Here is a 26,387-nt window from a genome sequence, read left to right as displayed (position 1 = left end):
AATCAGTCTGCGGACGGGAGGGGCCCGGCGGTTTCGCCGGGCTTTCTGCTTCTTGGAAGCGATTTGGCAAACTGCCAGGCCTTCCTCCATTTCGGCGTGATGACGCCGTTGGCGGCGCGGATATTGTTGATGAACTGCAGTGTCGCCGCTTCCCAGGAATATTGCATGGCGAGTTCACGCGCCTTGCTGCGCGAGGCGGAGAGGGCGGCAAGGCAGGCGGCTTGCAGGTTGGCGTCGAGCGCCCCGACGTCACTGTCCTCGCCGATGATGTCGAGCGGGCCGGTGACCGGGTAGGCTGCGACCGGCACGCCCGATGCCAGTGCTTCGAGGATGGTGTTGCCGAAGGTGTCGGTGAGCGAGGGAAAGACGAAGACGTCGGCCTGGGCATAGGCTTTCGCCAGATCCTCGCCGAACTGCACGCCGGCGAAGAAGACGTCGGGATATTGCTTTTCGAGCTCGGCGCGGGCCGGACCGTCACCGACGACGACCTTGGAACCCGGCAGGTCGAGATCGAGGAAGGCCGGCAGGTTCTTTTCCAGCGCCACGCGGCCGACGGTCATGAAGATCGGACGCGGCAGGCCGAACGGGTTTTCCTCGAGCGCCATCGGACGGAACTGCGTGGCGTCGATGCCGCGGCTCCAGGGCATGAGGTTGCGGATGCCCTTTTCCGAAAGTTCGCGGGCAAGGCTCGGTGTCGCCACCATGCAGCCTGCGCCGCCATTGTGGAACCAGCGGACAAAGGAATAGAGCCAGCTCTTCGGTATGGGCAGGCGCGCGGAGACGTATTCCGGAAAGCGGGTGTGGTAGCTCGTCGAAAACGGCATGCGGTTCTTCAGGCACCAGCGGCGGGCGGTCAGCCCCAGCGGACCTTCGGTGGCAATATGCACGTAGGAGGGATTGTGCTTTTCGATCTCGCGGGCGATGCGGCGGTAATTGGCGATCGATAGGCGGATCTCAGGATAGGTCGGGCAGGGGATGCTGTTGAAGCGCTCCGGCGTCACCATCGAAACCTCGACGCCCATCTTCGCCAGTTCGCGATTGGTGTTCTCGATCGAGCGCACGACGCCGTTGACCTGGGGGTGCCAGGCATCGGTAACGATCACCAGCCTTTCGGGCAGGTTTCCGGCGGCTGCGGCATTGGCCCAGCTCTCGCCGCTATAAGTGTTTGCCGGACGTTGCAGCATGTCACGATTTCCATCCGCGTCGCAGTGATCTGGCAACGCTCAACCCCTCAGCGGGGTTCCGGAACGGCGATTCCCGCTTGCTTATTTTGAGGCATGACCATGATGGAAATATTACAGCCCATATTGCAAGGATTGCAGGGGCTTTCGCTGGCCTGATCGCCTCGATTATGTCGGCGGCGGGCGGCGGTTTTCATGCACAAAGAATAACGGCGCCGGTCCAGGACCGGCGCCGTTTGGGAGGTTAAGCGGCAGCGGAAGCCGAGCTTGCAGTCGGAACTTCCGAGATCGTCTTCAGAACCTGCGAAGCGATCTGGTAGGGGCAGCCCTGTGAGTTCGGGCGGCGATCTTCCAGATAGCCCTTGTAGTCGTTCTTGACGAAGGAGTGCGGAACGCGGATCGAAGCACCACGGTCGGCAACGCCGTAGGAGAACTTGTTCCACGGTGCCGTTTCGTGCTTGCCGGTCAGGCGCTTGTCGTTGTCAGGACCGTAGACGTTGATGTGGTCCATCAGGTTCTTTTCGAACTGCGCCATCAGCGCTTCGAAATAGGCCTTGCCGCCGATTTCGCGCATGTACTTGGTCGAGAAGTTGCAATGCATGCCCGAGCCGTTCCAGTCGGTGTCGCCGAGCGGCTTGCAGTGATACTCGATGTCGATGCCGTATTTTTCGGTCAGGCGCTGCAAGAGGTAGCGTGCCATCCAGATCTGGTCGGCGGCTTTCTTGGAGCCCTTGCCGAAAATCTGGAATTCCCACTGGCCCTTGGCCACCTCGGCATTGATGCCTTCGTGATTGATGCCGGCAGCGAGGCAGAGGTCGAGATGCTCTTCGACGATTTCGCGGGCAACGTCGCCGACGTTCGAATAGCCGACGCCGGTGTAGTACGGACCCTGCGGAGCGGGGTAGCCCTGCTCAGGGAAGCCGAGCGGGCGGCCGTTCTGGTAGAAGAAATATTCCTGCTCGAAGCCGAACCAGGCGTCTTCGTCGTCGAGGATGGTGGCGCGGGCATTCGATGCATGCGGCGTGACGCCATCCGGCATCATGACTTCGCACATGACGAGAGCGCCGTTGGTACGGGCCGGGTCGGGATAGATGGCGACCGGCTTCAGCACGCAATCGGAGCTGCGGCCTTCAGCCTGCTGTGTCGAGGAGCCGTCAAAGCCCCAGAGCGGAAGCTGTTCCAGCGTCGGGAATGCGTCGAATTCCTTGATCTGCGTCTTGCCACGCAGGTTCGGTACCGGAGTGTACCCATCGAGCCAAATATACTCGAGCTTATATTTTGTCATCGTGACTCTCTCAATGCTACGAAGGTGAGCAAATCCGGAGGTGATCTCGGCGCGCAAGCGCATCCGACCGCCAGGGATGACGCTTTAAAAGCACGTAGCGTGCCAGTTTTGGCGCCACGCAAAAGAAAAATCGCGAATCAGCGTGCCGGCCGATTTTTTCTCTTTTGGAAAATCGGGCTGTTTTTAACGCTCACAGGCGGTATCGCCCATCAAAACGCACTTTTCCCATCTGGAACTGGATGAAAATTGCGGCGTTAGGCTGAAATGATGAAGTGTTAAACAAATTATCGGAAGCTTTTAGCCGAGACAGCATGCCGACCGATCACAATTGTAACATTGCCCTTATTTTGTGCAATTTGCATAAACTATGTGCATTGTGCTATGTAGATGGTCCTGAAATGTTGATGCGCCGAACTGAATGGAGGCGATCTCATGCCCACCGGTTTCCATCGTGAATCCGCAACGATCTACCAGTTTCCCGTGAAGGCGATACGAAACGCCAACCGGTTCGAACGCGCCAGGCTGATGGAGCGCGAGGCAGCAGACGTCTGCGATGCTGCGCTCGACAGCTGCTGGTACCATGACGAGGCAGTTCGCGAGTCCGATCGGCCGACGAAGTCCTAATTTCGTATGACCCCTGAAATCGGATCGATTTGAGGGGGATCAGCGGAGCAAACGATGCCGACAAGGCGGAAGCGCCTGTGCATGGCGTTCGTACTGCGTCAGCACGTGCGGCTAGCCGCCATCCAATCCGAGCTTTTCCCTTACGACCAATGCACCATGTTCGCTGACGACGCGGGCAGCGACCTTTGCTGCGAAGCGGGCGGCGGCAGGCGCATCGCCTGCTTCGAGGTATCTTGCGAGAAAGGCGCCGTTGAAGCTGTCGCCGGCGCTGGTCGTGTCGACCACCTTCTTCACCTTTTCGGCCGGAACGAATGTTTGCTCGCCGGCAAAATTCAGCGTGACACCGTCAGCGCCGTTCTTGACGACGATATCGACGGCGCCCAGTGCGCGATAGCGGTGGATCGTCGCCTCAATGGAATCATCGCCGAAATGGGCCGCCTCGTCGTCGAAGCTCGGCATGACGAGCACGGAGGAGCGGGCGCCTTCGCTGATCGTCGTGTGCATCACGTCGTAGCTCGACCAGAGGCGCGGCCGGATGTTCGGATCGAAGACGACGAGCTTGCCGGCGGCCTTGGCGCGACGGACTTCGGCAAGCAAAGTCTCGGCATCCTCATGTGGCAGGATGGCAAGGGTGATGCCGGAGAAATAGATGACGGCAGCGCTCTCCACCGCCTCGCGCAGGCGGTCCGGATCAGCCGCCAGGCTGCGGGCTGCCGAGCTGTCGCGCCAGTAGCTGAAGGAACGTTCGCCGTTCTTCAGATTGATCATATAGAGGCCGGGCGTCCTGCCCCTGATGCGGCGGATGAGGCTCGTGCCGATGCCTGATGTGTCGATGAAGGCCAGCATCTCGTCCGACATGGCGTCGTCACCGAGGGCGGTGAAATAATCGACCGACCAGTCGTCGGCAAGGCAGGCGCGGGCATACCAGGCGGTGTTGAAGGTATCGCCGGCAAAGCCTTTGCGCAGCAGGCCGTCGCCTGCCTGCGAGAGTTCCACCATGCATTCACCGATCGATAGAAACCGTCTGCTCACCTTGTCCTCCCGGCTTAGAGCGCTGCGGATCCAACAGGACGCGCTAGGGACACTCTATCACTTTGAATTGGCGGATTATCCGCAGGTCTTCATTCGCTGATACGCGGAGCCGGGCAGAGTGACAAGCGTCGATATTACAGGAGATGAAGCCCGTCTTCGCGGGCGAGGCGAAGGCGGGCTTTCAGAAGGACGCCTATTCGTGGATGGTGTAGCTGCCCATCGCGCAAAGATCTTGCGTATCTTCCGTGGTTGCGAGGTTTGAGCCTTCTTCGAATTCGAAGCGCATGTCGTATTTGCAGACGGTGCGGCCATCGGCGATGGTGATATCGATGCTTTCGCCCGGATTGAGAACGTCGTCACCGAAGACGTCATCCTCCCATTCGCCGACGCCGGTCGGCGAGCTGTAGAAACGTGTCAGGACGGAGTTCGTCCCGTTGGTGAGCTTGAAGTTCAGATCTTCGGCATGTGACGAAACCGCGGAGGCGGCGATCATCGTGGCGGCGAGTGCGATCAAAGCTGATATTTTCGATTTCATGTATGCGTTCCCCTGGCTTGCGATTAGGCCGAAATGGGATAGCATTGGCTCATAAAATCTTTCTTATCGGGGACCTTAGATCCAAAAATAGTCCGCTTCGTCCCGAGATGGACGGCGGTCGGACATTCAAGGCGACGGCCGCCTGGGCGGCCGTCTTTCCGTTCATGGCCTGTCCATATGATAGCAGGCGGCCTTCTGCCCGGGGCGGACCTCCTCGGTCGGCGGCATTTCGGTGCGACAGATGTCGGTCGCCTTCCAGCAGCGCGGTGAGAAGACGCAGCCTTTCGGCGGGTTGAGCGGCGAGGGTGGGTCACCCTGCAGGCGGATGCGGGTTCGCAGGCGCGCAAGCTTCGGATCCGGGATGGGCGCGGCGGAGAAGAGCGCCTGCGTATAGGGGTGGGCCGGATGATCGAAGACGGTGGCGCAGTCGCCGGCTTCCACCACCCTGCCGAGGTAGAGCACCAGCACATCATCTGAGATCAGGCGGACGACGGAGAGGTCGTGGCTGATGAAGATCAGCGTCAGGCCGAATTCCTTGCGCAGCTTGCGCAGGAGCGTGATGACCTGACCCTGGATCGAGACGTCGAGGGCCGAAACCGGCTCGTCGCAGATAATGAGCTTCGGTTTGGTGACGACCGCGCGAGCGATGCCGATGCGTTGCGCCTGGCCGCCGGAGAATTCGTGCGGATAGCGGTTGATCATTTCCGGCACCAGGCCGACGGCGGTCATGATCTCGCGGACACGTTCGGTGCGCTCGGCTTTGGAGAGTTTCGGCTCGAAGACGGTGAGCGGCTCGGCGATGATGTCGCCGACCGTCATGCGCGGGTCGAGCGAGGCGATCGGATCCTGAAAGATGATCTGCATGTCGCGGCGCGCGGCGCGCATTTCCTCATCCGACAGGTCAAGCAGGTTCCGGCCCTGCCAGAGGATGCGGCCCTTCTGCGATTTCAAAAGCCGCAAGATGGAGCGGCCGAGCGTGGACTTGCCGCAGCCGGATTCGCCGACGATGCCAAGCGTGCGGCCTTCGCTGAGGTCGAAGCTGACATTGTTGACGGCTGTGAGAAAGATTGGCGGCTTGAAGAGGCCTTTTGCCGGCAGTTCGAATTGGGTCGTCAGGTTCTCGACCCTCAGAAGCGATCGTTCAGCCATGGTTCAACAGCTCCTCGCGACGCGGGAAGGGGTGGTAACAGGCGGCGCAATGGTGCGGTGCCAGCGTTTCGAGCGGCGGCGGCCGGTCGATGCAATCGTCCTGGACCTGCGAGCAGCGCGGCGAGAAATTGCAGCCCTTCGGCAGGTGCTTCAGGTTTGGCGGACGGCCGGGGATGACGACGAGGTCGTCAACATCCTGGTCAGGGCGCGGGATCGAGGCATGCAGTGCTGCGGTATAGGGATGGGCCGGATTGTCGAAGAGTTCGTCGACCGGAGCCTCCTCGACGATGCGGCCGGCATACATGACGGCGACGCGGTCGGCGAGGCCGGCAACGACGCCGAGATCGTGGGTGATCATGACGAGCGCTGTGTTCATCTCCGCCGTCAGGTCGTTGAAGAGATCGAGGATCTGCGCCTGGATGGTGACGTCGAGCGCCGTCGTCGGTTCGTCGGCGATCAGAAGCTTCGGCCGGGTGAGCAGCGCCATGGCGATGACGATGCGCTGGCGCATGCCGCCGGAGAGCTCGTGCGGGTAGAGATGGAAGCGTCGTGTCGGATCGGGGATGCCGACGCGTTTCAGCATGTCGAGTGCGGCGGCGGATGCCGCGCGCGCCGTCAGCCCGCCGTGAACCTCGAGCTGCTCCGTCAGTTGCCGGGAGATCTTCAGCGATGGATTGAGGGCGGTCATCGGGTCCTGGAAGACCATCGCCATGTCCTTGCCGCGGATCTGGTCGAGCTCGCGCGGTTTCAGCGCCAGCACGTCCTTGCCTTCGAGCAGCGCCTTTCCCGTCGTTTTGCCGTTCTTGGCGAGCAGGCCCATGATGCCGAGGAAGGTTTGGCTCTTGCCGGAACCGGATTCGCCGACGATGGCGATGCGCTCGCCGCGCTTGACGGTCAGGTTCATGTTCGAGACTGCCTTCACCTCACCGTCCGGCGTTTTGAAGGTGATCGAATAGTCTTTGAGTTCGAGGAGGGTATCCGTCATTTAACGATCCTTCGGGTCGAACGCGTCGCGCAGGCCGTCGCCGATGAACAGCAGGCTGAGTAGCAGGGCCACGAGGAAGCTTGCCGGGAAGACCAGCAGCCAAGGCATGCTTTCCATGGCATCGGTCCCCTCGGCGATCAGCGTGCCGAGCGAGGTCAGCGGTTCCTGCACGCCGAAGCCGAGATAGGAAAGGAAGCTTTCGGTGGCGATGATTTCAGGCACCGTCAATGCTGCGAAGATGACCACGGGTCCGACGAGGTTCGGGATAATGTGCTTGATGATGATCTTGAACGGCCGCTGCCCGGATGCGCGGGCCGCTTCGATGAATTCGCGATGCTTGATCGATAGCGTCTGGCCGCGAACGATGCGGGCCATGGTCAGCCATTCCAGCGCGCCGATGGCGGCAAAGAGCAGATAGACGTTGCGGCCGAAGATCACCATCAGCAGGATGACGAAGAGGATATAGGGAAGCGCATACATGATGTCGACGAAGCGCATCATGATCGCATCCAGCCTGCCGCCGATATATCCCGATACCGCACCGTAGAGCACGCCGATGAAGACGGAGACGACGGTCGCCGTCAGCGCCACGGCCAGCGAGACGCGAGTGCCGTAGAGGACGCGGGCGAGAAGGTCGCGGCCGTTCGGGTCGGTGCCGAAATAATGACCGGTCTCGAACGAGGGCGGGATCCGGAAGGCCGCCCAGTCTGGATCCTCATAGTTGAAGGGAATGAACCAGGGGCCGATGAAGGCGACGAGGATCAGCAGCGTCAGGACGACGATCGACAGGACGGCTGCCTTGTTGCGGCCGAGGCGGCGCAACGCATCCTTGGTGAGCGAGCGGCTTTCGGGTGCCAGGCCTTCCGCCGCCAGCAGCTCCTGGGCGAGCAGCTCGCGTTTTGCGGGGTTGAGGATCATCTGTTTCTCACTTTCGGATCGAGCCACGCATAGGCGATATCAACGAGAAGGTTCAGGAACACGATCAGCACCATGTAGAAGATGACCGTGCCGAGAACCATGCCGTAATCACGGTTCAGCGCTGCGTTGACGAAATAGCGGCCGATGCCGGGCAATCCGAAGATGCTCTCGACAACAAGCGAGCCGGTGAGAAGATAGCTTGCTGCCGGACCCAAATAGGAGACGACCGGCATCAAGGCGGGCTTCAGCGCGTGGCGCATGACCGTCAGTCGCGGGCCGATGCCCTTTGCCTTGGCGGTACGGATAAAATTCTGGTTCATCACCTCGATCATCGAGCCGCGCGTGATGCGCGAGATACGGCCGGCATGCGGCAGGGCGAGAACGACGATCGGCAGGATGAGGTATTTGATCGAGCCGTCACCCCAGCCGCCGACTGGAAACCACGCGAGATGGATGCCGAAGACGAGCTGCAGGATGGGCGCGATCAGGAAGTTCGGTAGCACGACGCCGATCAGAATGAGCGCGCCCAGAATATAATCCGGTGCCTTGTTCTGATAGAGCGCCCCAAGACAGCCGACGGCGACACCGACGATGATGGCAATCAGGAAGGCAGCCGTACCGATGGTAAAGGTATAGGGCAGACCGATCATGATCTGCTGGGCGACAGAAAAATCTTCGTTGGCGAAGGAAGGCCCAAGATCGCCTTTCAGCACATCGCCGACATAGATCAGGTACTGCGCGATGAGAGGCTTGTCGAGATTATAGTGGGCCGCAAGGTTCTTTAGGATCACCGGCGGCAATGGCCTTTCGCCATCGAAAGGGCCGCCGGGGGCAAGGCGCAAAACGAAAAAACAAACTGTAATGGCGATCCACAGGACGGGGATCGTCGACAGCAATCGACGGAGAGCGTATTTGATCATGATCGTGGGCCGGCTCTTCCCCGATGTGCCGGGAAGAGCCGTTTTCCCTTACTCTTTCATCGACAGCCAGCGGGTGCGGTGGATGTCCTGAATATTGTCGACGAAGCCTTCGACCTTTGGAGAAACGACGTTCTTCGAAACATAGTAGTAGAGCGGAATGGCAGCGCTGTCGTCCAGAGCCAACTGCTCGGCCTTCTTGAAGATTTCAGCGCGCTTACCGACATCCGTTTCGGTGTTTCCTTCTTTGATCAGCTTGTCGTACTCGGGATTGCTCCAGCGACCGTAATTCATCGAGACGCCTGTTGTTAGCAGGTTCAGGAAGTTATCTGGATCGTTGTAGTCGGCGATCCAGCCTGCTCGACCGATTTCTACCTGACCGCGCTGCATTTCGTCGTAATGCACCTTGGTTTCGGTGTTATAAAGTTCAACCTCGACGCCGAGCGGTTTCCACATGGAGGCGATCGCGACGGCAACGCGCTTGTGGTTGTCGTTGGTGTTGTAACGGAGCTGCGCCTTTAGCGGATGATCTGGGCCGAAGCCGGCTTCCGTCAGCAACTTCTTAGCTTCCGCTACCTTCTCACTATAGGGCAGATCCTTCCAACTGACATAGGCTGGTTCGCCATAGTTGGCGGTGCCTGGCGGAACCCAGGAATAGGCGGGTGGTTCTTGGGTGCCGAGAATTTGCGGACCAATCACTTCACGGTTGACTGCCATCGAAAGAGCCTGGCGCACACGCTTGTCGTTGAAGGGCGGTTTCTGGGCGTTTACGACATAGTAATAGCTGGCAAGAAACGGCGCGACGTGCGCCTGGCCTGGCAGGTTTTTCTGCATCCATTGATATTGGTCGGCCGGGAAATCGGTCATGATGTCGAATTCGCCGGCGCGGTAACGCTTCAGTGCAGCTTCCTGATCTTCCAGCACGAAGAACTTCGCGCCGTCAATCTTCAAATCCTTTACGCCGTACCACTGGTCGTTCTTAACAGTTGTGACGTGCGAGCCCGGAACCCATTCGACCGGCTTGTAGGGGCCGTTGGTGACAATGTTGCCGATCTTGACCCAATCCTGGCCCTTCGCCTCGACGACATGCTTCGGCAGCGGGTAGGCGGTGTAATGCATCAGCGCATTGATGAAATAGGGGGTGGCATTTTCGAGGGTGATTTCGAGCGTCTTGTCGTCGATCGCCTTGACGCCGAGTTCGTTGAGATCGGTGATCTCACCCTTGTTGATCTTTTCGGCGTTCTTGATGGTGAACTGCAGATAGGCATAGTCAGCGGCGTTCTTCGGGTCGACGAGGCGCTGGAAGGCGAAGACGAAGTCTCCTGCCGTTACCGGCTGGCCATCTGACCATTTGATGCCGTCGCGAAGCTTGAAGGTGTAAACCTTGCCATCAGGCGAAATCGTCCAGCTTTCGGCCTGGCCGGGGATCGGATTATCCTTGGCGTCCTCGGTGACGAGGCCTTCGAAAATGTCGCCGGCGATACGGTTTTCCCAGTCTCCGGAAAGCTTCTGCGGATCGAGCGACTGCGGGTCGCCACCATTGTGAATGTTGAGCGTGGCCGCATGGGCCGAAAACGCCAGCAATGTGCCAAGCATTGCAGAGGCGAGAAATTTTTTCGCGAAATGGTTCATGGTGGGTCCACCTTTCTAGGCTTTTCGCCTTTATTAGACATTTGTTCCCGGTGTTTGACCTCTTACGTGCAGGTCAGCGCGCACATTATCGCAAAGGCTTTGCGTTGCAACCCCAAATCCGGAGGTTGGAAACGGGTTGTGGACAAGCCTATATACGTCTCCTCCTTGTCGGATCGCGACGACGCGCCGTGACATCCGCCACGCTCTCATCACAGCTTCACCCGGTTGTCTTTTGTTTTGTCCGCTTTAGTGTGGCGAGCGCAAACGAGGCAGGAGATGTAGCCGATGGCATTGCAGGCAGGCGGGAGTGCGGACTGGTGGCGCGGCGCGGTGATCTATCAGGTCTATCCGCGCTCGTTTCAGGACACCAACAGCGACGGTCTTGGCGATCTCAGGGGAATCACCCGCCGGCTGCCGCATATAGCCAGCCTCGGCGTCGACGCGATCTGGCTCTCGCCCTTCTTCAAGTCGCCGATGGCCGACATGGGCTACGACGTTTCCGATTATTGCGACGTCGATCCAATCTTCGGGACGCTCGCCGATTTCGACGAGATGATGGCCGAAGCGCACAGGCTCGGCATCAAGGTTGTTATCGACCAGGTGATCTCGCATACCTCCGACCGGCATCCCTGGTTCGTCGAGAGCCGATCGAGCCGGACCAATCCCAAGGCGGATTGGTATGTCTGGGCCGATCCGAAGCCGGATGGTACGGCGCCGAACAACTGGTTGTCGATTTTCGGCGGGCCGGGCTGGGAATGGGATGGCGTGCGCCGGCAATACTACCAGCACAATTTCCTGACCTCGCAGCCGGACCTCAACTTCCACAGCAAGGCCGTGCAGGATGCGGTCCTCGAGACGGTGAAGTTCTGGCTCGACCGCGGCGTCGACGGTTTCCGCCTGGATACGGTCAACTATTATTTCTGCGACAAGCAGCTCAGGAGCAATCCGCCGCATGAGCCGGATGAGGATGACGCAGGCCTTGATGCGCCCGACAGCAATCCCTACGGCATGCAGAACCACCTCTACGACAAGACGCAGCCGGAAAATGTCGATTTCCTCAAGCGCTTCCGGGCGCTGCTCGATCAGTACGAGGATCGCACGACTGTCGGCGAAGTCGGCGATGGCGCGCGTTCGCTGAAGACGGTTGGCGCCTATACGAGTGGCGGCGACAAGCTGCACATGTGCTACACATTCGATCTGCTCGGACCGGATTTCACCGCCGAGCATATTCGCGGCTGCGTCGAGGCGTTCGACAAGGCAGTCACGGACGGCTGGGTCTGCTGGGCTTTTTCCAACCACGACGTCATGCGCCATGTCAGCCGTTTCGCGCGGACGGAGGAAGAACGGCCCGTCATCGCCAAGCTGGCGGTCTCGGTGCTTGCGGCGCTACGTGGCTCGATCTGCCTCTATCAGGGCGAGGAACTCGGCCTGCCGGAGGCAGAGCTCGCCTTCGAGGATCTGCGCGACCCTTACGGTATCCGCTTCTGGCCGGCCTTCAAGGGCCGCGACGGCTGCCGCACGCCGATGCCCTGGGAAGCCGGCAAGGCGCATGCGGGCTTCACATCCGCGGAAAAGAGCTGGCTGCCGGTGCCTTACGAGCAGGCAGCACTTTCCGTCGATACGCAGGAGGCGAGCGATAGCTCGGTGCTGCACCACTACCGCAAGACGCTTGCATTCCGGAAGAGCCATCCGGCGCTGGTCGACGGCGACATGGCCTTCATCGGCACCAACCAGGACCTGCTCGCCTTCACCCGCGAAAAGGACGGAGAAAAACTGCTCTTCGTTTTCAACCTGACGCGCAAACCGGCGGAATTCCGCCTGCCTATTGGCATCGTGCTCGGGGAACCGCTTGAGATGCCGGGCTTCGAGGCGGTAGCGGGCGCGGGGTCAGTGAAGCTTGCGGCGCTCGACGGGTTTTGCGCGCGGGTTTGATGTTCGACTGCTGTGTCTCTGAAGGCGACCGCCGAGAGGTTGTCCACCACCGAGCCAGCCCTGTTTCATTCGCATCACCCGATGAGCGCGAACTTGTCCACATCCACCATGCCGCGGTCGGATATCTTCAAGTGCGGGATGACCGGCAGCGGTAGGAAAGCGAGCTGGAGGAAAGGTTCTTCCAGCGTGGCGCCGAGCGCGAAGGCGGCCTTGCGCAGATGGTGGAGGATGTCGCGAACCGTCTCGTAGGGCTCGAGGCTCATAAGACCGGCGATGGGCAGGGCGATTTCGCCGGTGACCTTGCCGTCTTCGACGACGACGAAGCCGCCCTTGATCTCGCCAAGGCGGTTTGCGGCGCAGGCCATGTCGTCCTCGCTGACGCCGACCACGCAAATATTGTGGCTGTCATGGCCGACGGTCGAGGCGATCGCACCCTTCTTCAGGCCGAAGCCCTGGACGAAGCCGTTGGCATGGTTGCCGTTCCTGCCGTGGCGCTCGATGACGGCGACCTTGATGATATCGTTGGCGAGATCGACCGTCGTCTCGTTGCCCCTGACGGGCAGGCGATAGCGGCGATGCTCGGTGATGATCTTGCCCGGCATGACGCCGATGACAGGCGTCTCGCCCTCGGCGACCGGGACGCCGAAATGGGCGGCGTTGACGGGCCGGGCCTTGACGCTGTCGAGGCCGATTGGGGCAACCGGTTTGCGCGAAGAAAAGAGCGCATCGGTGACGCGGCGACCGGCGGAGAAGATCATGTCGGCGCGGCAGTTTTCCAGGCTGTCGAGAACCACCAGATCGGCGCGCCAGCCCGGCGCGACCAGGCCGCGGTCCCTGAGACCGAAGGCGCGGGCGGCCGAAATCGAGGCGGCGCGGTAGATCGCCAGGGGCTCGACGCCGCTTGCGATCGCCGTGCGGATCATATGATCGAGATGGCCCTGTTCGGCGATATCGAGCGGATTGCGGTCATCGGTGCAGAGTGCCAGGTAAGGGGAAAGCCGCTCGGTGATAATAGGCATCAGCGCCGCGAGATCCTTGGATACCGAACCCTCGCGCACGAGGATATGCATGCCCTTGCGGATCTTTTCCAGCGCTTCGGCGGCGGTCGTACATTCGTGCTCGGTGCGGATGCCGGCCGAGAGGTAACCGTTAAGATCGTTGCCGGACAGCAGCGGCGCGTGACCGTCGATATGGCCGCCCTGGAAGGCATCAAGCTTGGCCATGCAGACGGGATCCTTGTGGATCACGCCGGGGAAATTCATGAATTCGGCAAGGCCGATGACCTTCGGATGGTGGCGGTAGGGCAGGAGGCGCTCGATCGGCAGATCGGCGCCGGAGGTTTCGAGATGCGTCGCCGGAACGCAGGAGGAGAGCTGGACGCGGATGTCCATGATCGTCTCCAGCGCCGATTCGAGAAAGAATTCGATGCCGGCGGTTCCGAGCACATTGGCGATTTCGTGCGGATCACAGATCGCGGTCGTCACGCCGTAGGGTAGGACGCAGCGATCGAATTCATGCGGTGTGACGAGCGAAGATTCGATATGCAGATGCGTGTCGATGAAGCCGGGAACGACGATCCTGCCCGATATATCGATTTCGGTCTCGCCATCATAATTGCCTGAGGTGCCGACGATGCGATCGGCGCCGATCGCAATGTCCGACAGGACGAGTTCGCCGGTAACGAGATCGAAGAAACGGCCGCCCCTCAGCACGATATCGGCCGGCACGCGGCCGACGCCCTGGTCGATGAGACGTTCGAGCTTGGTGGTCATGGCATTGCTCACATTACAACCGATTCCGAAACTTATAACCGATCTGCCGCCACAAGCGAGTGCCGCAAAACGAAACCGGGCGCCGTAAGGGCGCCCGGTCGTCGACGGTCAGAGATGGTTTACTCGGCGGCAACGATCTTGCCGGCTTCCCACTTGTAGAGCGAGAAGCTCTGCGAGGTCAGGTCGCCGGTTTCGCCGTAGGTGACCTTGCCGATGGCGGTCGGGATTTCTTCGCCGCCCTTCAGCGCGGTCGCAACGGCTTCCGCATCCTCGGCGCTGCCGGCCTTCTCGATGCCGGCCTTCAGCACTTCGACGGCGGCATAGGCGTTGAGCGTGAAGGCCTCGGCCGGGATGTTCTTCGCGGCGAGCGCGTCGGCTGCGGCTTTGGAATCCGGGCTCTTCGTGGCGTCCGAAGCGTTGGTGAAGATGGTGCCTGCTACCGCATCGGTGCCGATTGCCCAGAATTCGGTGTTGGAGAGGCCGTCGCCGCCGATGATCGTCGCGTTGGCGGCGAGGTCATGCAACTGACGGGCGAGCAGGCCGCCTTCCGGGTGGTAGCCGCCGAAATAGACCACGTCGACCTTCTCGGATTTGATGCGGGTGGTGAGCGCGCTGAAATCCTTGTCGCCGGGCGTGATCGCGTCATTGACGACTTCGGTGACGCCGCCGGCGTTCAGCGTCGCCTTGAAGGCGTCGGCGAGGCCTTTCCCGTAGGCGCCCTTGTCGTTGACGATGGCGACGCGTTTGTCCTTGAAATTCTTCAGCACGTATTTGGCGGCGACTTCGGCCTGCTGGTCGTCGCGGCCGCAGGTGCGCAGCACGTTGGTCAGACCGCGCTTGGTCAGGTCAGGGGCGGTCGCAGTCGGGGTGACCATCAGCACGCCGTTTTCAGCAAGTACGTCCGAAACGGGAATGGCGACGCCCGATGTCACCGGGCCGACGACGAAGCGGATGCCGTCGCCGACAACCTTGTTGGCGGCGGAAACGCCCTGTTTCGGTTCGCCGGCATCGTCGGCCAGTTCGAGGACGACCTTCTCGCCGAGAATCCCGCCCTTCTTGTTGATCTCGTCGACGGCCGTCTGAGCGCCGTTCTTCACCTGGTCGCCATAGGCAGCGACGGGGCCGGTCAGCGGCGCGATCAGGCCGATGGTGATATCGGCATGGGCAAGCGGCGCAAAGGCGAGTGACGCGACGAGGGTCGCCGTCAATGTCTTGAGGGTCATTGTCTGTCTCCTTGGATGGGGTCATTCGACCCGCGATGAAGCGTCGCGCCGACTTTTCCGGATCGTTCAACGGCCCCAAGGCCGTGCCAAGGACGATCGATATCGGCGCGATCAATGCGCCCTCCGGCCATATTTGGCTCGAATGGGTGCAACGGCAAGATTTCTAGGAATTTTGGTGAGATTCCGCAAGTTGATAGCAAAATGAAACGAGAATTGAGGCGATCCCGTGCGAAATCGTCCGAAATCGTCGATTTTGACGCCGTCTGCCGATTTCTGGAGGGTGCCGGTACCCCGCGTCAGCGGTGCGCCGATCAAACCTGCCGAATTTCGCGGAGGCTCTCTTCGCCTTTCGGAATATTCGAATTCTGTTTCGAGATTAACATTTGATTCTACCAATTAGAGTAGAACCATTGTTCGCGCATATATTGCTGCGATGCAAAAGAACGGTCGACAATAAACAGAGAGTTATTTCAGGAATAGAGAGCTGGATGCTCAAGCGGGTCGAAGCCAGGCAGGTGCGCACCGGAATGTTTGTAGAGGCCATCGAGGGTGCATGGCACGATCCTTTTCTGTCCAAGCGAAGATTTCTTCTGCGCCGTGAAATCGATGCCCAGAAACTTCGCAAGAACGGCATGACAGGCGTGATCATCAACACCAGCAGAGGCCTGGATATTGACGGCCTGCCAGGTGGCAATATCGAGATCGACACCAAGGCGGCACGCGAGACCATCCAGAAATCCATGCAGGTGGTGGAAAGCGTTTTCGGTCGACTCCAGCATGGCGATGGGATCAGCGTCGATCAGGTGGCGCCGGTGATTTCCTCGGTCTCCAAGTCTATCGATCAGAATCCCACGGTCTTTCTGAGCGTTACGCGTCTGAAATCCAAGGACGAGGCAACGTTCCTGCATTCGATTTCGGTGAGCGCGCTGATGATCCTTTTCAGCCGTCATCTCGGACTTGACGAGACGACTGTTCAGATGCTCGGCACAGCAGGATTGCTGCACGACGTCGGCAAGCTCGAAATTCCGCTCGAGATACTCAACAAGGAAGGCCCCCTGGACGAGGACGAGATCAAGATGATCCGCGACCATCCGGAAAAGGGACACGCCATCCTGTCGCGTCAGGAAGGCATTTCGGAGATCGTTCTCGACGTATGCCTCAACCATCATGAGCGTATCGACGGCAAAGGCTACCCCCGCAAACTTTCCGAGGCGCAGGTCAGCCTCCATGCGCGTATTGCTGCGATTTGCGACGTCTACGACGCCATCACCTCGGTGCGGCCGTACAGGGCGCCATGGAGCGCGAGCCAAGCACTGAAATGGATGCTTGGTAACGAAGGGCATTTCGATCGCCGGCTGTTGAAGAAATTCGCCCTCTGCCTTTCCGTCGCCGCCGTGACCTGAGGTCTATCCAGCTTCGCAACAAACCGGCCTGCGTGGACTTATAGCGCCGCGCGTCCTTTCAGACGCGCGGCGCTATAACACTTTGACGTGCTGCATGCCCTTTTGCCGGAAATTTCAGAGCTTCTCAGATGTTGTTCTGCAGGATGGTCCGCAGCTTGTCGAAGAGCTCGTCGATATGGTGCTTCTCGATGATCAGCGGCGGCGAGAGCGCGATGATATCGCCTGTGGTGCGGATCAGCAGGCCGCTTTCATAGGCTTTCAGGAAAGCGGTGAAGGCACGCTTGGTCGGCTCGCCGGCGATCGGGTCGAGTTCGATCGCGCCGATCAGGCCGGTGTTCCTGATGTCGATGACATTGGGGCAGTCCTTTAGCGAATGCAGAGCGTCGGCCCAGTAGTCGGAAAGCTCGGCGGCGCGTGTCAGCAGCCCCTCTTCCTTATAGGTGTCGAGCGTGGCGAGTGCGGCGGCAGAAGCGATCGGGTTGCCGGAATAGGTGTAGCCGTGGAAGAACTCGATCATGTGCTCCGGGCCGTTCATGAAAGCATCATGGATCTCGGAGGTGACGAAGACGGCGCCCATCGGGATGACACCATTGGTCAGTCCCTTGGCGGCGGTGATCATGTCGGGCTTGACGTCGTAATATTGGGCGGCGAAGGGGGCGCCGAGGCGGCCGAAGCCGGTGATGACCTCGTCGAAGATTAGAAGGATGCCGTGTTTGGTGCAGATCTCGCGCAGCTTCTGCAGGTAGCCCTTGGGCGGGATCAAGACGCCGGTGGAGCCCGCCACCGGCTCGACGATGACGGCGGCGACGGTAGAGGCGTCATGCAGGGTGACGATACGCTCCAGCTCGGTGGCGATGTCACCGCCATGCTCGGGCTCGCCGCGGGTGAAGTTGTTCTTGCCGGGCTGGTGGGTGTGCGGCATGTGATCGACGCCGGTTAGAAGCGTGCCGAACATCTTGCGGTTGGTGACGATGCCGCCGACGGAGATGCCGCCGAAATTGACTCCATGATAGCCGCGCTCGCGGCCGATCAGGCGGAACCGTGATCCATTGCCCTTCACCCGGTGATAGGCGAGCGCCACCTTGAGCGCGGTCTCGACGGATTCGGAACCGGAGTTGGTATAGAGAACGTGGTTCAGGCCTTCAGGGGCAATGTCGACCAGGCGGTTTGCCAGTTCGAAGGCCTTGGGATGGCCGAGCTGGAAGGCCGGCGCGTAATCGAGCTCGCCGGCCTGCTCGCGGATCGCCTCGGTGATCTTCGGGCGGCAGTGGCCGGCATTGACGCACCAGAGGCCAGCGGTGCCGTCCAGCACCTGACGGCCGTCATGGGTCGTATAGTACATGTCCTTGGCGCCAACGAACAAACGCGGCTCCTTCTTGAACTGGCGATTTGCCGTAAACGGCATCCAGAAGGCGCGAAGATCGTTCGGTGCGTTGAGGCGATTGGACATGCTGTTCTCCTGGCCGCTGTCGGCCCTTTCCCGGGGGCTTTACGCCCATATTTTTACTGCCCGGTCAAATTATCAGGGCTTCCCAAGGCGTCAACGGGAAAAGTCCCGAGAAAGGTTCCTAACGGGAAGCTCAACTTGTCTCGGTCGATCACGGGGCGAGCGCTTCGGCTCGATCAGGCTGCAATTCTTTCCCCGCCGGCGAAAGGAGCAAAAGACCGGGCGCGCAAAGGCACGACCGGCAAATCGCAAATTTGCCGGTCGTGCCATAAGGTTCACGTGCTGAAATATCGTTGCCAAGCCTCCGGGAACATTCCCTTGCGGCATGGCATCGGCCGACTTCATGTCAGCGCTATCATTAAGCGGCGGATCTATTCCGGTTCTGCACGAGGTAGATATCTTCGAGCGTTGCCAGGATCTTCATGACCGGCTCGGAGGTGCTCGAATAATAGATGGTCTGTGCGTCCCGGCGGGTTTTGACCAGCTTTTGAGCGCGCAATTTCGACAGGTGTTGAGAGAGAGCCGACTGGCTGAGCCCGACCTGCGTCGCAAGCACGCCGACGGCTACTTCGCCCTTCACCAGGCTACACAGGATCAGCAATCTCTTCGGGTTTGCCATGGCCGACAATAAAGCTGCCGCCACGTTCGTGTGATCGGCCAAATCAGAGGTTTCCATATGTTATCTTCCTAATGCGAAACGTACATCAAGTGTGTTGGCGCAGGCCGCCAGCCGGGATTTTGACTGACATCAAAAACTAGCAACTGGGCTCGAAGATTGTATATACCTAAATTTAAGGTATCGAGTATGCTATTTTAGATATGTTTGAACAAATGTGATCGGCATCCACCGCGAGGGTTTCGAACTCGTATCGCAGCAGAAAATCGCCGGAAATCATGTCGAAACCTGAGGAATCCACACCACAAATGCGCCAAGAACCCGATTCCGGCGCCTTTAGCCTGGTAGCAAGGCTTTCCTCCACATCGGGGTGGCGTTCTACTAAATCTCGCACTGTCTCTGTTGCCCTGGCGGCAATCTCCTCATTCGCGGCCGACTGGATTACGAGATCGTTCCCATCGAGTTGGTAGGCGCGGCCGAAACCGCCATTGAGGCTGGCCTGCTCAGGCTTGAGACGGAAGAATAGGAAATCAGGAAAGTCGATATAAAGCTTCGCCTTTGGGTGGCGAGCGAGAAAACGCGCGCGGATCCGCGCGTAGAATGGATTGCTGTGCTCGATGGGTTCTGCCAGGCATTGGGTCGTCAGGCGGGGATAGGCAAGGGGATCCCCCTTGCCGGGCTCGCCGGTCAGGAGCGAGGCGCGCGGATCTCTGGCGAGCGCCTTGGTATGAGCCGACAGCTGCGAAACCAGGATGACGGGGATGCCGTCGATATCGGTGGCGACGAGCACGCGGCTGGCGAAGGGGAAGCCGGTCTCGGGGGCGAGAACGGCAATCGCCGCGTGCCTGGCGGAGCGCAGAAGCACGCGGGCGAGCTTTCGGGCATCGTCGTCGGTTTCGCGTAAGGGCGAGGGCTGATCTTTCATATCCACTTTGTGACAAAGCGGATGGAAAACATCAAGCTTCCTGCTTGCGGCGATGGCGGGTGAGGCCGGCAACGATATCCTGAGCCGAGATGGTGCCGACGATCGCGCCGTTCTCGACGATGCCGATACTGCCTGGCTGGCGGGCAAGGGCATCGAGGATATCGATGAGCGGGGTCGCGGCGCGGGCCGTCGCGCTGACGCTCATGCCGGCGGCAGTCTGGCCAAGGCCCGGCTGCATGACGTCGGCCGCCGTCAGCATGTTGATCGGATTGAGGTTCTGCACGAAATCGGCGACATACTGGTCTGCGGGGTTCTTGACGATATCGTGCGGCGTTCCGCACTGGATGATGCGGCCGCTCTCCATGATGGCGATGCGATTGCCGATGCGGAAGGCCTCGTCGAGATCGTGGCTGACGAAAAGAATGGTCTTCTTCAGCCGCCGCTGAAACTCCAGGAGCTCGTCCTGCAGGCGGGTGCGGATCAATGGGTCGAGCGCCGAGAAAGGCTCGTCCATGAGCAGGATCGGGGCGCCGGTGGCAAAGGCGCGGGCAAGGCCGACACGCTGCTGCATGCCGCCGGAAAGCTCGTTGACCTTGCGGCCCGCCCATTTCGTCAAGTTGACCAGTTCAAGCTGCTCGCCGACGCGGAGCTTGCGTTCGGCTTCCGGCATGCCGGCGAGCTCGAGGCCGAAGCCGACATTCTCGGCGACCGTGCGCCATGGCAGGAGAGCGAACTGCTGGAACACCATGGAGACGGTGTGCGTGCGCAGATCCCGCAGCGCCTTGGCATTGCATCTGTAAGGGTTGACGGGGCCGGTGGTCGTGGAGACGGCGACATCACCACGCACCACGGGAGCGAGCCCGTTGACGGCGCGCAGCAGCGTCGACTTGCCGGAGCCGGAAAGGCCCATCAGCACCAGGATCTCGCCTTCCTCGATCGTCAGCGAGGCATCGGCGACGCCGAGCACCAAGCCGGTGGCGGCGCCGATTTCGTCGCGCGATTTGCCCTGATCGACCATGGCAAGCGCGGTTTCCGGCCGATCGCCGAAGATGATGCTGACATTGTTAAAGCTTACCGCGGTCATGCACCGCCTCCTTCACCCGCCGTGCGGAACATCCGGTCGAGAATGATTGCCAGGATGACGATGCAGAAGCCCGCCTCGAAGCCCTTGGCGATATTAACGGTGTTCAGTGCACGGACGACGGGCACGCCAAGCCCGGGAGCGCCGACAAGGGCGGCGATGACAACCATCGACAGCGACAGCATGATGGTCTGGGTGAGACCCGCCATGATCTGCGGCGTGGCGTAGGGAAGCTCGATCTTGCGCAACACCTGTATCGGCGTCGCGCCGAAAGCGACGGCGGCTTCGACGAGGGACGGCGGCGTCGAGATGATGCCAAGGCGCGTCAGCCGGATCGGGGCGGGGATTGCGAAGATGACGGTGGCGATCAGGCCCGGCACCATGCCGAGGCCAAACAGGATGAGCGCCGGGATCAGGTAGACGAATGTCGGTATGGTCTGCATGAGATCGAGTACCGGGCGCATGGCAGCATAGATCCAAGGGCGGCGGGCGGCAGCAATCCCTAGCGGAATGCCGATCACCATACAGACGAAGGTGGCGGCCAGCACGAGGGCGAGCGTCTCCGTCGTTTCCTTCCAATAGTCCTGGTTCACGATCAGCAGCAGCCCGAGACAGGTGAAGACGGCGACCGCGATCGAGCGGCGCAGCCAAAAGGCGATGGCGGTGATGGCCGCGATGACGATCAGCGGATGAGGCTTCTGCAGCACGAAGAGCAGGCCGTCTATGGCGCTCGACAGCAGGAAGGCGATCTGGTTGAAGAACCATTCGCCGTTCGAGGTCAGCCAGTCCACAAAGGATTTGGCCCAGGGGCCAACGGGAATCTTAAATTCGGTGATCCAATTCAAGGGCGCGCCCATCCAGAAAAACAACAATCGGACAAAAATGAAACGGGGCGGCGAGCCGCCCCGTTCGTATCATCAGAGGCCGAGGCCGGTCTTGGCGGCGGCGAGAGCGTCGCCCTTGCCATCGCGGGTCTTGACGCCCGCGAGCCAGGGCTCGAGTGCTGTGGGGTTCGCCTTCAGCCATTCGGAAGCTGCAGCCTCCGGCTCTTTGCCGTCGTTCAGGATTTTGCCCATGATGTGGTTCTCCATGTCGAGGGAGAACGTCAGGTTCTTCAGCATCGTGCCGACATTCGGGCATTCGTCGAGATAACCGGCGCGGACATTGGTGAAGACCTTGGCGCCGCCGAAATCCGGACCGAAGATATCGTCACCGCCAGTCAGGTAGGTCAGCTTGAAGTTGGTGTTCATCGGATGGGGTTCCCAGCCGAGGAAGACAACGGGCTTGCCTGATTTGTCGGCGCGCGCGACCTGAGCGAGCATACCCTGCTCGGAGGACTCGACGACTTCCAAATCCTTCAGGCCAAAGGTGTTCTTTTCGATCATGTCCATGACGAGGCGGTTGCCATCATTGCCGGGCTCGATGCCATAGATCTTGCCATCCAGCTCGTCCTTATGAGCGGCGATGTCCTTGAAGTCCTTGATGCCAAGCTCGGCGCCCTTGGCGTTGGTGGCGAGCGTATACTTGGCGCCGACGAGGTTGGGGCCGAAGGATTCGACCGACTTGTCGTCGAGATAGGGCCGGACGTCCTTTTCCTGTGTCGGCATCCAGTTGCCGAGGAAGATGTCGATGTCCTTGTTCTTCAGCGAGGTGTAGGTGACCGGCACCGAGAGAACCTTGATGTCGGTCTGATAGCCGATGCTCTTCAGGACGACGGATGCGGTGGCGGTGGTAGCGGTGATATCCGTCCAGCCGACGTCCGAGAAATGAACGGTGGAGCAGCTGTCGGGATCGGCGGCGAAGGCGGCGGTCGCAACGGAGAGGGCGGCGACGGCAGTTGCGGTAACGAGTTTGAACGTGCTTGTTGTTTTCATTTTAGACTCCCAGTCTTTAAGTTCCCAAGCCAACCATCAATAGCCGAGTTTGACAAGCGACCTCAGTGCGTTTGCGTCGTATCGACCCATGCGATTGCGACGTCGGTGGATTTTTTCGCGACGCCTTAGTTTCTGGGCTTTTGGCGGTTTTTGAGCGTGGATTCCTGTGATTATCGCCGTCACGGGGCTTTTCTTTGCCATTCCAAGCTTTCAATAAGCCGATTAAGGAGACATCGGATGGCAAAACTCTATTTCAACTACTCGACGATGAACGCCGGCAAGTCGACGATGCTGCTGCAGGCCTCCTATAATTACCAGGAGCGCGGCATGCGGACGGTGCAGTTGATCGCCGCTTTCGACGAGCGCGCGGGCCGAGGCGTCATCGGCTCGCGGATCGGCTTGGAGGCGAGCGCCATTCCCTTCGAGCCGCATGAGGATCTGTTCCGGTTGGTTGGGACGCTGAGCGGCGAAGGAGCACCGATTTCCTGCATCTTCGTCGACGAGGCGCATTTCATGACGCCTGTCCATGTCTGGCAGCTTGCCCGCGTCGTCGACAGGCTCGGAATCCCTGTGATGGTCTACGGGCTGAGAACCGATTTCCAGGGCAAGCTGTTTCCAGCCTCGCAGGAACTGCTGGCGATCGCCGACGAAATGCGCGAAGTGCGCACGATCTGCCATTGCGGGCGCAAGGCGACGATGGTTGTGCGGCTCGACGGAGAAGGAAAAGTGTTGCACGAAGGCGCCCAGATCGATGTCGGCGGCAACGAGAAATATGTCTCGCTCTGCCGCAGGCATTGGGACGACGCGATGAACGGTGCCTGGATCGCCGAGCCGGTCTGAAGCCGGCGACGCCGCCTGTTTTCTTTGGCGCCGCAAGCGACTAGCTTGGGGTCAGGAGATTCCCTGGAGAGATCAGGTGCGCAAACCCCCGCCATTCGACAGCCAGTACGAAGCCGCCGACAGCCTTGCCGAGAGGATTGCGGCCGAGGGGTCCTATTGCGTGGCCGCGATCGGCGCCTTCGGCGGCGACGAAACACGGTCGGCCGACGAGGTCTTCCTCGAGCAGAATGCCCGCTTCCAAGCACATATCGCCGATGCTGCGACGCTTGACGCCCAACTGGCCGAGCTGGTTTTTTCCCTCGACCGGCTGACGGCCGAGGTTTCTGCCGATCTCGATAGTTTCCGGGGGCTGACGCCGCGTGAGAAGATGGCCGGCTGGGTGTCGCGCCAGCGGATGTGGCGCATGTATACGGAACGCGTGCGCGAGGCGCCGGTCATCGAACGGCTGCTCGACCTTCTGACGAAATCGGACGCGCTCGCCAGGCTGATCGCCGGCCAGCGCGCCGCGCTCACCGAACGGCACAGGGCAGCCGAACTCAACCTCGTCGACATCGTCGAGCAAAGGCGCCGACTGGTCGTTTCCATCGATATCGCCCGTCTCAAGATGAAGGAGCTCAATGCCAAGGCGCTGACGACGCAAGGCCGTATCGGCGTCTATGGTAACAGGGCGCACTGGGAGCAGATGGAGGCGGAGCGGCGGGCGCTGAAGGCGGAAGCCGAGCGGATTTCCGCCGGGGAACACGAGATGCGCGACGACAGCCAGCGGCGTGAGCGCTTCATCGGCCTGTTCCAGGCTTTTGTCGATTCGCTGAATGGTCGGATCGCTGCCTGCAACCTGCTGCTGCGCAAGCTGTTGATCGACGTAGAGGAGCGGCTGATCATCTACCAGGCGCAGGTCGATACCGACCGGCCAGGCATGAAGGTGAGGATCAAGCCGGAACTCTTTCCTGATATCGCTGCGCCGATCAGGCTGTTCGAGAAGGGCATGCTGGTCGCCCAGGATCTGGAGCGGCGGAAGAGCCGTGTCGATCTCGAATTCGCCAGAAGGTTCCCGACCTATGCCGAACTGCCGCCGGAAGCATCGGGAGCACCTCTGATCGACACAGCGCGCAGGTCCTTCCGTTTCAGCCTGCCTTTCCTGCGCTCCTGACCCACAGGCGCAGACAATACCCCTCTTCCCAATGCTTTCATTCCGGAAAATCGAAGGGCTCGTGTTGTGCTCGGCCCATCGAGCGCATATGTGGGATGCAGCGGGGCGGCAATGTCCCGATGTTCGCCTCGCCTGACAGGAGACGACGATGCTTGACCGGATAGCCGGTTTTTTCAGGCTGATCGGCCAGATGATCGGCCGCTGGGCCCGCCTGTTTTCCGCCTGGGCCTTCTGGCCCTTTCTTGCCGCGCACGGCTGGTATCAGCGCCGGAGCTGGATGATCCGGTTGCCGGTCATCGCGTTCGTGGCGCTGCTGGTCGCGCTCTACGGCTATTTCTTCTGGGAGACGCAGGTCTGGTCGAATTTTAACACCGCCTTTGTCGACCAGTACCGGCTTTCCGAACGCAAGGTTGCCGCCGGGCAGGAAGTGCCGGTCGCCGAGGGCGCCAATACGACGGCGCCGAAGACCTGCCAGCGCTCGGCGATCGTCGACGTCGCGGCCGATCTGACCGATTTCAATGTCAACCAGAACGCATGGATCTCCTCCATGGTGCTCTACAAGATGGGTTTCTTCGGCATCGACTGGGATCACACGCCCTTCCTCGACAACAAGGCGTCGTTCCAACGCGGCGTCAACCAGGCGGTCCGGCGAACCTCGGTGGAGCTTGTCGATACGCTCGGACGTGTGCGCGGCACATCGGGCATCAACAACGACCTGCAGAACGCACGTGGCAACCTGCAGTTCGACGAATATAGCTGGTATTTCGGGCTCAATCCCTTCGGGCCGAAGACGCCGACGCCTTCCTATTATCGCTCGGCGATCGGCAGCCTGCGCAAGTTCAACACCGATCTCGCCCTCTGCAACGCCATTTTCGACGGACGTGCCGACAATCTCGTCCAATTCATCGACCGCATCGCCAACGATCTCGGCGGCACCTCCGACATGCTCGCCGAGCGTTCGGAAAACCACAACCGTGGCTGGTTCGATACACGTGCCGACGACCGGTTCTGGTTCGCCTACGGCCAGCTCTATGGCTATTACGCGATCATGGCGGCGGCTCAGGCGGATTTCTCGCAGGTGGTGGCGGAACGCAATCTCGGAGCGATCTGGGGCGGGACCATGCGGCAGTTCCAGTCGGCGCTGCGCATTCAGCCGGCGATCATCTCGAACGGGCGTGAGGATGGCTGGATCATGCCGAGCCATCTCGCCACGATGGGCTTCTATATTCTGAGGGTGCGCTCGAACCTCGTCGAGATCCGTTCAGTGCTCGACCGCTAAAGCGCGTCGCGATCTTTCAGATTCGCTCCTCGCGCTTTGGCTCTTTGATTTTACGCATGTCGGTGTCGCGCGACATGCTTTGGATCCTGCGCGTCCAGCAGGACGCGCTATCGTTGTTGAATCAGCGGGGTATCGTGTTGTCCTCGAAGCCGACGACGCGCAGTCTTTCGACGAATTCATAGGTGACGCCGACGATGCCGCCGCCGCTTTCATCGTCACGGAAGCGGCCGACGCTGCGCACCAGCTTATAGCCGCCAAGCCGATTGTCGACGCGATAGACGAAATGGAAGCCGACGCCGTGAAGGCTTGCTTCTTCGAAGGTTTGGGCGATCAGGCTGCGGTCTTCCTCGTGGATGCGCGACATCAGCTCTGTCAGGTTGACAGGGCCGTCGCTGTAAGGGAGGCCGAAGATCGCGTGGACATCCTCGCTTGCAAAGAAATGTCCTGTCTCGATGTCGATGCGCCAAAAGCCAAAAAGACGGTAGGCAGCGAGCATCTGGACGACGTCCGCATCGGTAATGCCGATGTGGGCGCGGGATTGTTCTGTCTTGTCAATGACGGGCTGTTCGAAGTGAAGAGGCACGATT

General features: G+C 60.4%; 24 protein-coding genes. 6 read left to right on the top strand and 18 right to left on the bottom strand.

Going from position 1 to position 26,387, the window contains the following annotated elements:
* Positions 1 to 2: 2 nt before the first annotated feature.
* Both AB8B31_RS15685 and AB8B31_RS15680 read right to left on the bottom strand, forming a co-directional pair.
* Positions 3 to 1,184 carry a glycosyltransferase family 4 protein gene (locus AB8B31_RS15685; protein ID WP_028732947.1) on the bottom strand — a complete coding sequence of 394 codons (1,182 nt, stop codon included), beginning with the start codon at positions 1,182 to 1,184 and terminating at the stop codon, positions 3 to 5.
* Between the two features lie 241 nt (positions 1,185 to 1,425).
* Positions 1,426 to 2,466, bottom strand: coding sequence for a glutamine synthetase beta-grasp domain-containing protein (locus AB8B31_RS15680; protein WP_018243112.1), 1,041 nt, complete (start codon positions 2,464 to 2,466; stop codon positions 1,426 to 1,428).
* A gap of 432 nt (positions 2,467 to 2,898) precedes the next feature.
* Between AB8B31_RS15680 and gstI the strand changes: the two genes are divergently transcribed.
* Positions 2,899 to 3,090 (top strand): glutamine synthetase translation inhibitor GstI, encoded by a 192-nt coding sequence (gstI, locus tag AB8B31_RS15675; protein WP_018243111.1) that lies wholly within the window; start codon positions 2,899 to 2,901, stop codon positions 3,088 to 3,090.
* A gap of 111 nt (positions 3,091 to 3,201) precedes the next feature.
* Here the strand turns inward: gstI and AB8B31_RS15670 are convergent, their stop codons facing one another.
* The 7 genes from AB8B31_RS15670 to AB8B31_RS15640 all read right to left on the bottom strand — a co-directional run bounded on the left by AB8B31_RS15670 (position 3,202) and on the right by AB8B31_RS15640 (position 10,258).
* Entirely contained in the window at positions 3,202 to 4,122 is a 921-nt protein-coding gene (locus tag AB8B31_RS15670; RefSeq protein WP_028732946.1) for a sugar kinase, read from the bottom strand.
* Between the two features lie 193 nt (positions 4,123 to 4,315).
* Positions 4,316 to 4,657 (bottom strand): hypothetical protein, encoded by a 342-nt coding sequence (locus AB8B31_RS15665; protein ID WP_018243109.1) that lies wholly within the window; start codon positions 4,655 to 4,657, stop codon positions 4,316 to 4,318.
* A 162-nt stretch (positions 4,658 to 4,819) separates the two neighbouring features.
* Entirely contained in the window at positions 4,820 to 5,806 is a 987-nt protein-coding gene (locus tag AB8B31_RS15660) for an ABC transporter ATP-binding protein (protein WP_018243108.1), read from the bottom strand.
* Positions 5,799 to 6,791 (bottom strand): ABC transporter ATP-binding protein, encoded by a 993-nt coding sequence (locus AB8B31_RS15655; protein ID WP_018446731.1) that lies wholly within the window; start codon positions 6,789 to 6,791, stop codon positions 5,799 to 5,801. Before AB8B31_RS15655 ends, AB8B31_RS15660 begins: the two co-directional genes overlap by 8 nt.
* Complete coding sequence (locus tag AB8B31_RS15650) at positions 6,792 to 7,709, bottom strand: ABC transporter permease (protein ID WP_018243106.1); 918 nt, start codon at positions 7,707 to 7,709, stop codon at positions 6,792 to 6,794.
* Positions 7,706 to 8,629: an ABC transporter permease subunit gene (locus tag AB8B31_RS15645; RefSeq protein ID WP_018446730.1), complete on the bottom strand. Its 924-nt coding sequence runs from the start codon at positions 8,627 to 8,629 to the stop codon at positions 7,706 to 7,708. Before AB8B31_RS15645 ends, AB8B31_RS15650 begins: the two co-directional genes overlap by 4 nt.
* 48 nt (positions 8,630 to 8,677) lie before the next feature.
* A complete protein-coding gene (locus tag AB8B31_RS15640) occupies positions 8,678 to 10,258 on the bottom strand; it encodes a peptide ABC transporter substrate-binding protein (RefSeq protein ID WP_018446729.1) in 1,581 nt (526 codons plus the stop codon).
* A 285-nt stretch (positions 10,259 to 10,543) separates the two neighbouring features.
* Between AB8B31_RS15640 and bglA the strand changes: the two genes are divergently transcribed.
* Positions 10,544 to 12,190 (top strand): beta-galactosidase BglA, encoded by a 1,647-nt coding sequence (bglA, locus tag AB8B31_RS15635; protein ID WP_028732945.1) that lies wholly within the window; start codon positions 10,544 to 10,546, stop codon positions 12,188 to 12,190.
* A 74-nt stretch (positions 12,191 to 12,264) separates the two neighbouring features.
* On the opposite strand, the gene ade is transcribed toward bglA, so the two are convergent.
* Both ade and AB8B31_RS15625 read right to left on the bottom strand, forming a co-directional pair.
* A complete protein-coding gene (gene ade, locus AB8B31_RS15630; protein ID WP_028732944.1) occupies positions 12,265 to 13,962 on the bottom strand; it encodes an adenine deaminase in 1,698 nt (565 codons plus the stop codon).
* 119 nt (positions 13,963 to 14,081) lie between these two features.
* Positions 14,082 to 15,185 carry a branched-chain amino acid ABC transporter substrate-binding protein gene (locus AB8B31_RS15625; protein WP_028732943.1) on the bottom strand — a complete coding sequence of 368 codons (1,104 nt, stop codon included), beginning with the start codon at positions 15,183 to 15,185 and terminating at the stop codon, positions 14,082 to 14,084.
* Between the two features lie 488 nt (positions 15,186 to 15,673).
* Between AB8B31_RS15625 and AB8B31_RS15620 the strand changes: the two genes are divergently transcribed.
* Entirely contained in the window at positions 15,674 to 16,588 is a 915-nt protein-coding gene (locus tag AB8B31_RS15620; protein ID WP_028732942.1) for an HD-GYP domain-containing protein, read from the top strand.
* A gap of 124 nt (positions 16,589 to 16,712) precedes the next feature.
* Here AB8B31_RS15620 and AB8B31_RS15615 read toward each other — a convergent pair whose 3' ends face one another.
* The 6 genes from AB8B31_RS15615 to AB8B31_RS15590 form a co-directional block, all read right to left on the bottom strand.
* Positions 16,713 to 18,038, bottom strand: a complete 1,326-nt coding sequence (locus AB8B31_RS15615; protein WP_018446724.1) for an aspartate aminotransferase family protein — start codon at positions 18,036 to 18,038, stop codon at positions 16,713 to 16,715.
* Positions 18,039 to 18,393: 355 nt separating this feature from the next.
* Positions 18,394 to 18,711 carry an ArsR/SmtB family transcription factor gene (locus tag AB8B31_RS15610; RefSeq protein WP_003561417.1) on the bottom strand — a complete coding sequence of 106 codons (318 nt, stop codon included), beginning with the start codon at positions 18,709 to 18,711 and terminating at the stop codon, positions 18,394 to 18,396.
* Between the two features lie 115 nt (positions 18,712 to 18,826).
* Positions 18,827 to 19,576, bottom strand: a complete 750-nt coding sequence (locus AB8B31_RS15605; protein WP_028732941.1) for a HugZ family protein — start codon at positions 19,574 to 19,576, stop codon at positions 18,827 to 18,829.
* Between the two features lie 31 nt (positions 19,577 to 19,607).
* The gene (choV, locus tag AB8B31_RS15600) at positions 19,608 to 20,660 is read right to left on the bottom strand and encodes a choline ABC transporter ATP-binding protein (protein ID WP_018243097.1); all 1,053 of its coding nucleotides are present in this window, start codon (positions 20,658 to 20,660) and stop codon (positions 19,608 to 19,610) included.
* A complete protein-coding gene (choW, locus tag AB8B31_RS15595; protein ID WP_026242356.1) occupies positions 20,657 to 21,502 on the bottom strand; it encodes a choline ABC transporter permease subunit in 846 nt (281 codons plus the stop codon). Before choW ends, choV begins: the two co-directional genes overlap by 4 nt.
* A 72-nt stretch (positions 21,503 to 21,574) precedes the next feature.
* Positions 21,575 to 22,531 carry a choline ABC transporter substrate-binding protein gene (locus tag AB8B31_RS15590; protein WP_018243096.1) on the bottom strand — a complete coding sequence of 319 codons (957 nt, stop codon included), beginning with the start codon at positions 22,529 to 22,531 and terminating at the stop codon, positions 21,575 to 21,577.
* Positions 22,532 to 22,768: 237 nt separating this feature from the next.
* Here AB8B31_RS15590 and AB8B31_RS15585 point away from each other — a divergent pair, with 237 nt between their 5' ends.
* The 3 genes from AB8B31_RS15585 to AB8B31_RS15575 all read left to right on the top strand — a co-directional run bounded on the left by AB8B31_RS15585 (position 22,769) and on the right by AB8B31_RS15575 (position 25,800).
* Positions 22,769 to 23,371 (top strand): thymidine kinase, encoded by a 603-nt coding sequence (locus AB8B31_RS15585; RefSeq protein WP_028732940.1) that lies wholly within the window; start codon positions 22,769 to 22,771, stop codon positions 23,369 to 23,371.
* Between the two features lie 76 nt (positions 23,372 to 23,447).
* On the top strand, positions 23,448 to 24,521 hold the full coding sequence (locus AB8B31_RS15580) for a hypothetical protein (protein ID WP_028732939.1): 1,074 nt from the start codon (positions 23,448 to 23,450) through the stop codon (positions 24,519 to 24,521).
* 148 nt (positions 24,522 to 24,669) lie between these two features.
* Positions 24,670 to 25,800 (top strand): DUF2333 family protein, encoded by a 1,131-nt coding sequence (locus AB8B31_RS15575; RefSeq protein ID WP_065276282.1) that lies wholly within the window; start codon positions 24,670 to 24,672, stop codon positions 25,798 to 25,800.
* 121 nt (positions 25,801 to 25,921) lie between these two features.
* Here the strand turns inward: AB8B31_RS15575 and AB8B31_RS15570 are convergent, their stop codons facing one another.
* A complete protein-coding gene (locus AB8B31_RS15570) occupies positions 25,922 to 26,383 on the bottom strand; it encodes a PAS domain-containing protein (protein ID WP_018243092.1) in 462 nt (153 codons plus the stop codon).
* Positions 26,384 to 26,387 lie beyond the last annotated feature (4 nt).

Origin of the sequence: Rhizobium sp. 62_C5_N11_2 (genome assembly GCF_051811185.1) — a bacterium.
In the GTDB taxonomy this organism is placed as follows: Bacteria; Pseudomonadota; Alphaproteobacteria; order Rhizobiales; family Rhizobiaceae; genus Rhizobium; species Rhizobium leguminosarum.
This window is presented reverse-complemented; position numbering and strand designations above follow the sequence as displayed.

Bases quoted from the DNA above. Each gene is read 5' to 3' on its own strand.
- AB8B31_RS15685 (WP_028732947.1), bottom strand. From the start codon at position 1,184: ATGCTGCAACGTCCGGCAAACACTTATAGCGGCGAGAGCTGGGCCAAT.
- AB8B31_RS15680 (WP_018243112.1), bottom strand. From the start codon at position 2,466: ATGACAAAATATAAGCTCGAGTATATTTGGCTCGATGGGTACACTCCG.
- gstI (WP_018243111.1), top strand. From the start codon at position 2,899: ATGCCCACCGGTTTCCATCGTGAATCCGCAACGATCTACCAGTTTCCC.
- AB8B31_RS15665 (WP_018243109.1), bottom strand. From the start codon at position 4,657: ATGAAATCGAAAATATCAGCTTTGATCGCACTCGCCGCCACGATGATC.
- AB8B31_RS15660 (WP_018243108.1), bottom strand. From the start codon at position 5,806: ATGGCTGAACGATCGCTTCTGAGGGTCGAGAACCTGACGACCCAATTC.
- AB8B31_RS15655 (WP_018446731.1), bottom strand. From the start codon at position 6,791: ATGACGGATACCCTCCTCGAACTCAAAGACTATTCGATCACCTTCAAA.
- AB8B31_RS15650 (WP_018243106.1), bottom strand. From the start codon at position 7,709: ATGATCCTCAACCCCGCAAAACGCGAGCTGCTCGCCCAGGAGCTGCTG.
- AB8B31_RS15645 (WP_018446730.1), bottom strand. From the start codon at position 8,629: ATGATCAAATACGCTCTCCGTCGATTGCTGTCGACGATCCCCGTCCTG.
- AB8B31_RS15640 (WP_018446729.1), bottom strand. From the start codon at position 10,258: ATGAACCATTTCGCGAAAAAATTTCTCGCCTCTGCAATGCTTGGCACA.
- bglA (WP_028732945.1), top strand. From the start codon at position 10,544: ATGGCATTGCAGGCAGGCGGGAGTGCGGACTGGTGGCGCGGCGCGGTG.
- ade (WP_028732944.1), bottom strand. From the start codon at position 13,962: ATGACCACCAAGCTCGAACGTCTCATCGACCAGGGCGTCGGCCGCGTG.
- AB8B31_RS15625 (WP_028732943.1), bottom strand. From the start codon at position 15,185: ATGACCCTCAAGACATTGACGGCGACCCTCGTCGCGTCACTCGCCTTT.
- AB8B31_RS15620 (WP_028732942.1), top strand. From the start codon at position 15,674: ATGCTCAAGCGGGTCGAAGCCAGGCAGGTGCGCACCGGAATGTTTGTA.
- AB8B31_RS15615 (WP_018446724.1), bottom strand. From the start codon at position 18,038: ATGTCCAATCGCCTCAACGCACCGAACGATCTTCGCGCCTTCTGGATG.
- AB8B31_RS15610 (WP_003561417.1), bottom strand. From the start codon at position 18,711: ATGGAAACCTCTGATTTGGCCGATCACACGAACGTGGCGGCAGCTTTA.
- AB8B31_RS15605 (WP_028732941.1), bottom strand. From the start codon at position 19,576: ATGAAAGATCAGCCCTCGCCCTTACGCGAAACCGACGACGATGCCCGA.
- choV (WP_018243097.1), bottom strand. From the start codon at position 20,660: ATGACCGCGGTAAGCTTTAACAATGTCAGCATCATCTTCGGCGATCGG.
- AB8B31_RS15590 (WP_018243096.1), bottom strand. From the start codon at position 22,531: ATGAAAACAACAAGCACGTTCAAACTCGTTACCGCAACTGCCGTCGCC.
- AB8B31_RS15585 (WP_028732940.1), top strand. From the start codon at position 22,769: ATGGCAAAACTCTATTTCAACTACTCGACGATGAACGCCGGCAAGTCG.
- AB8B31_RS15575 (WP_065276282.1), top strand. From the start codon at position 24,670: ATGCTTGACCGGATAGCCGGTTTTTTCAGGCTGATCGGCCAGATGATC.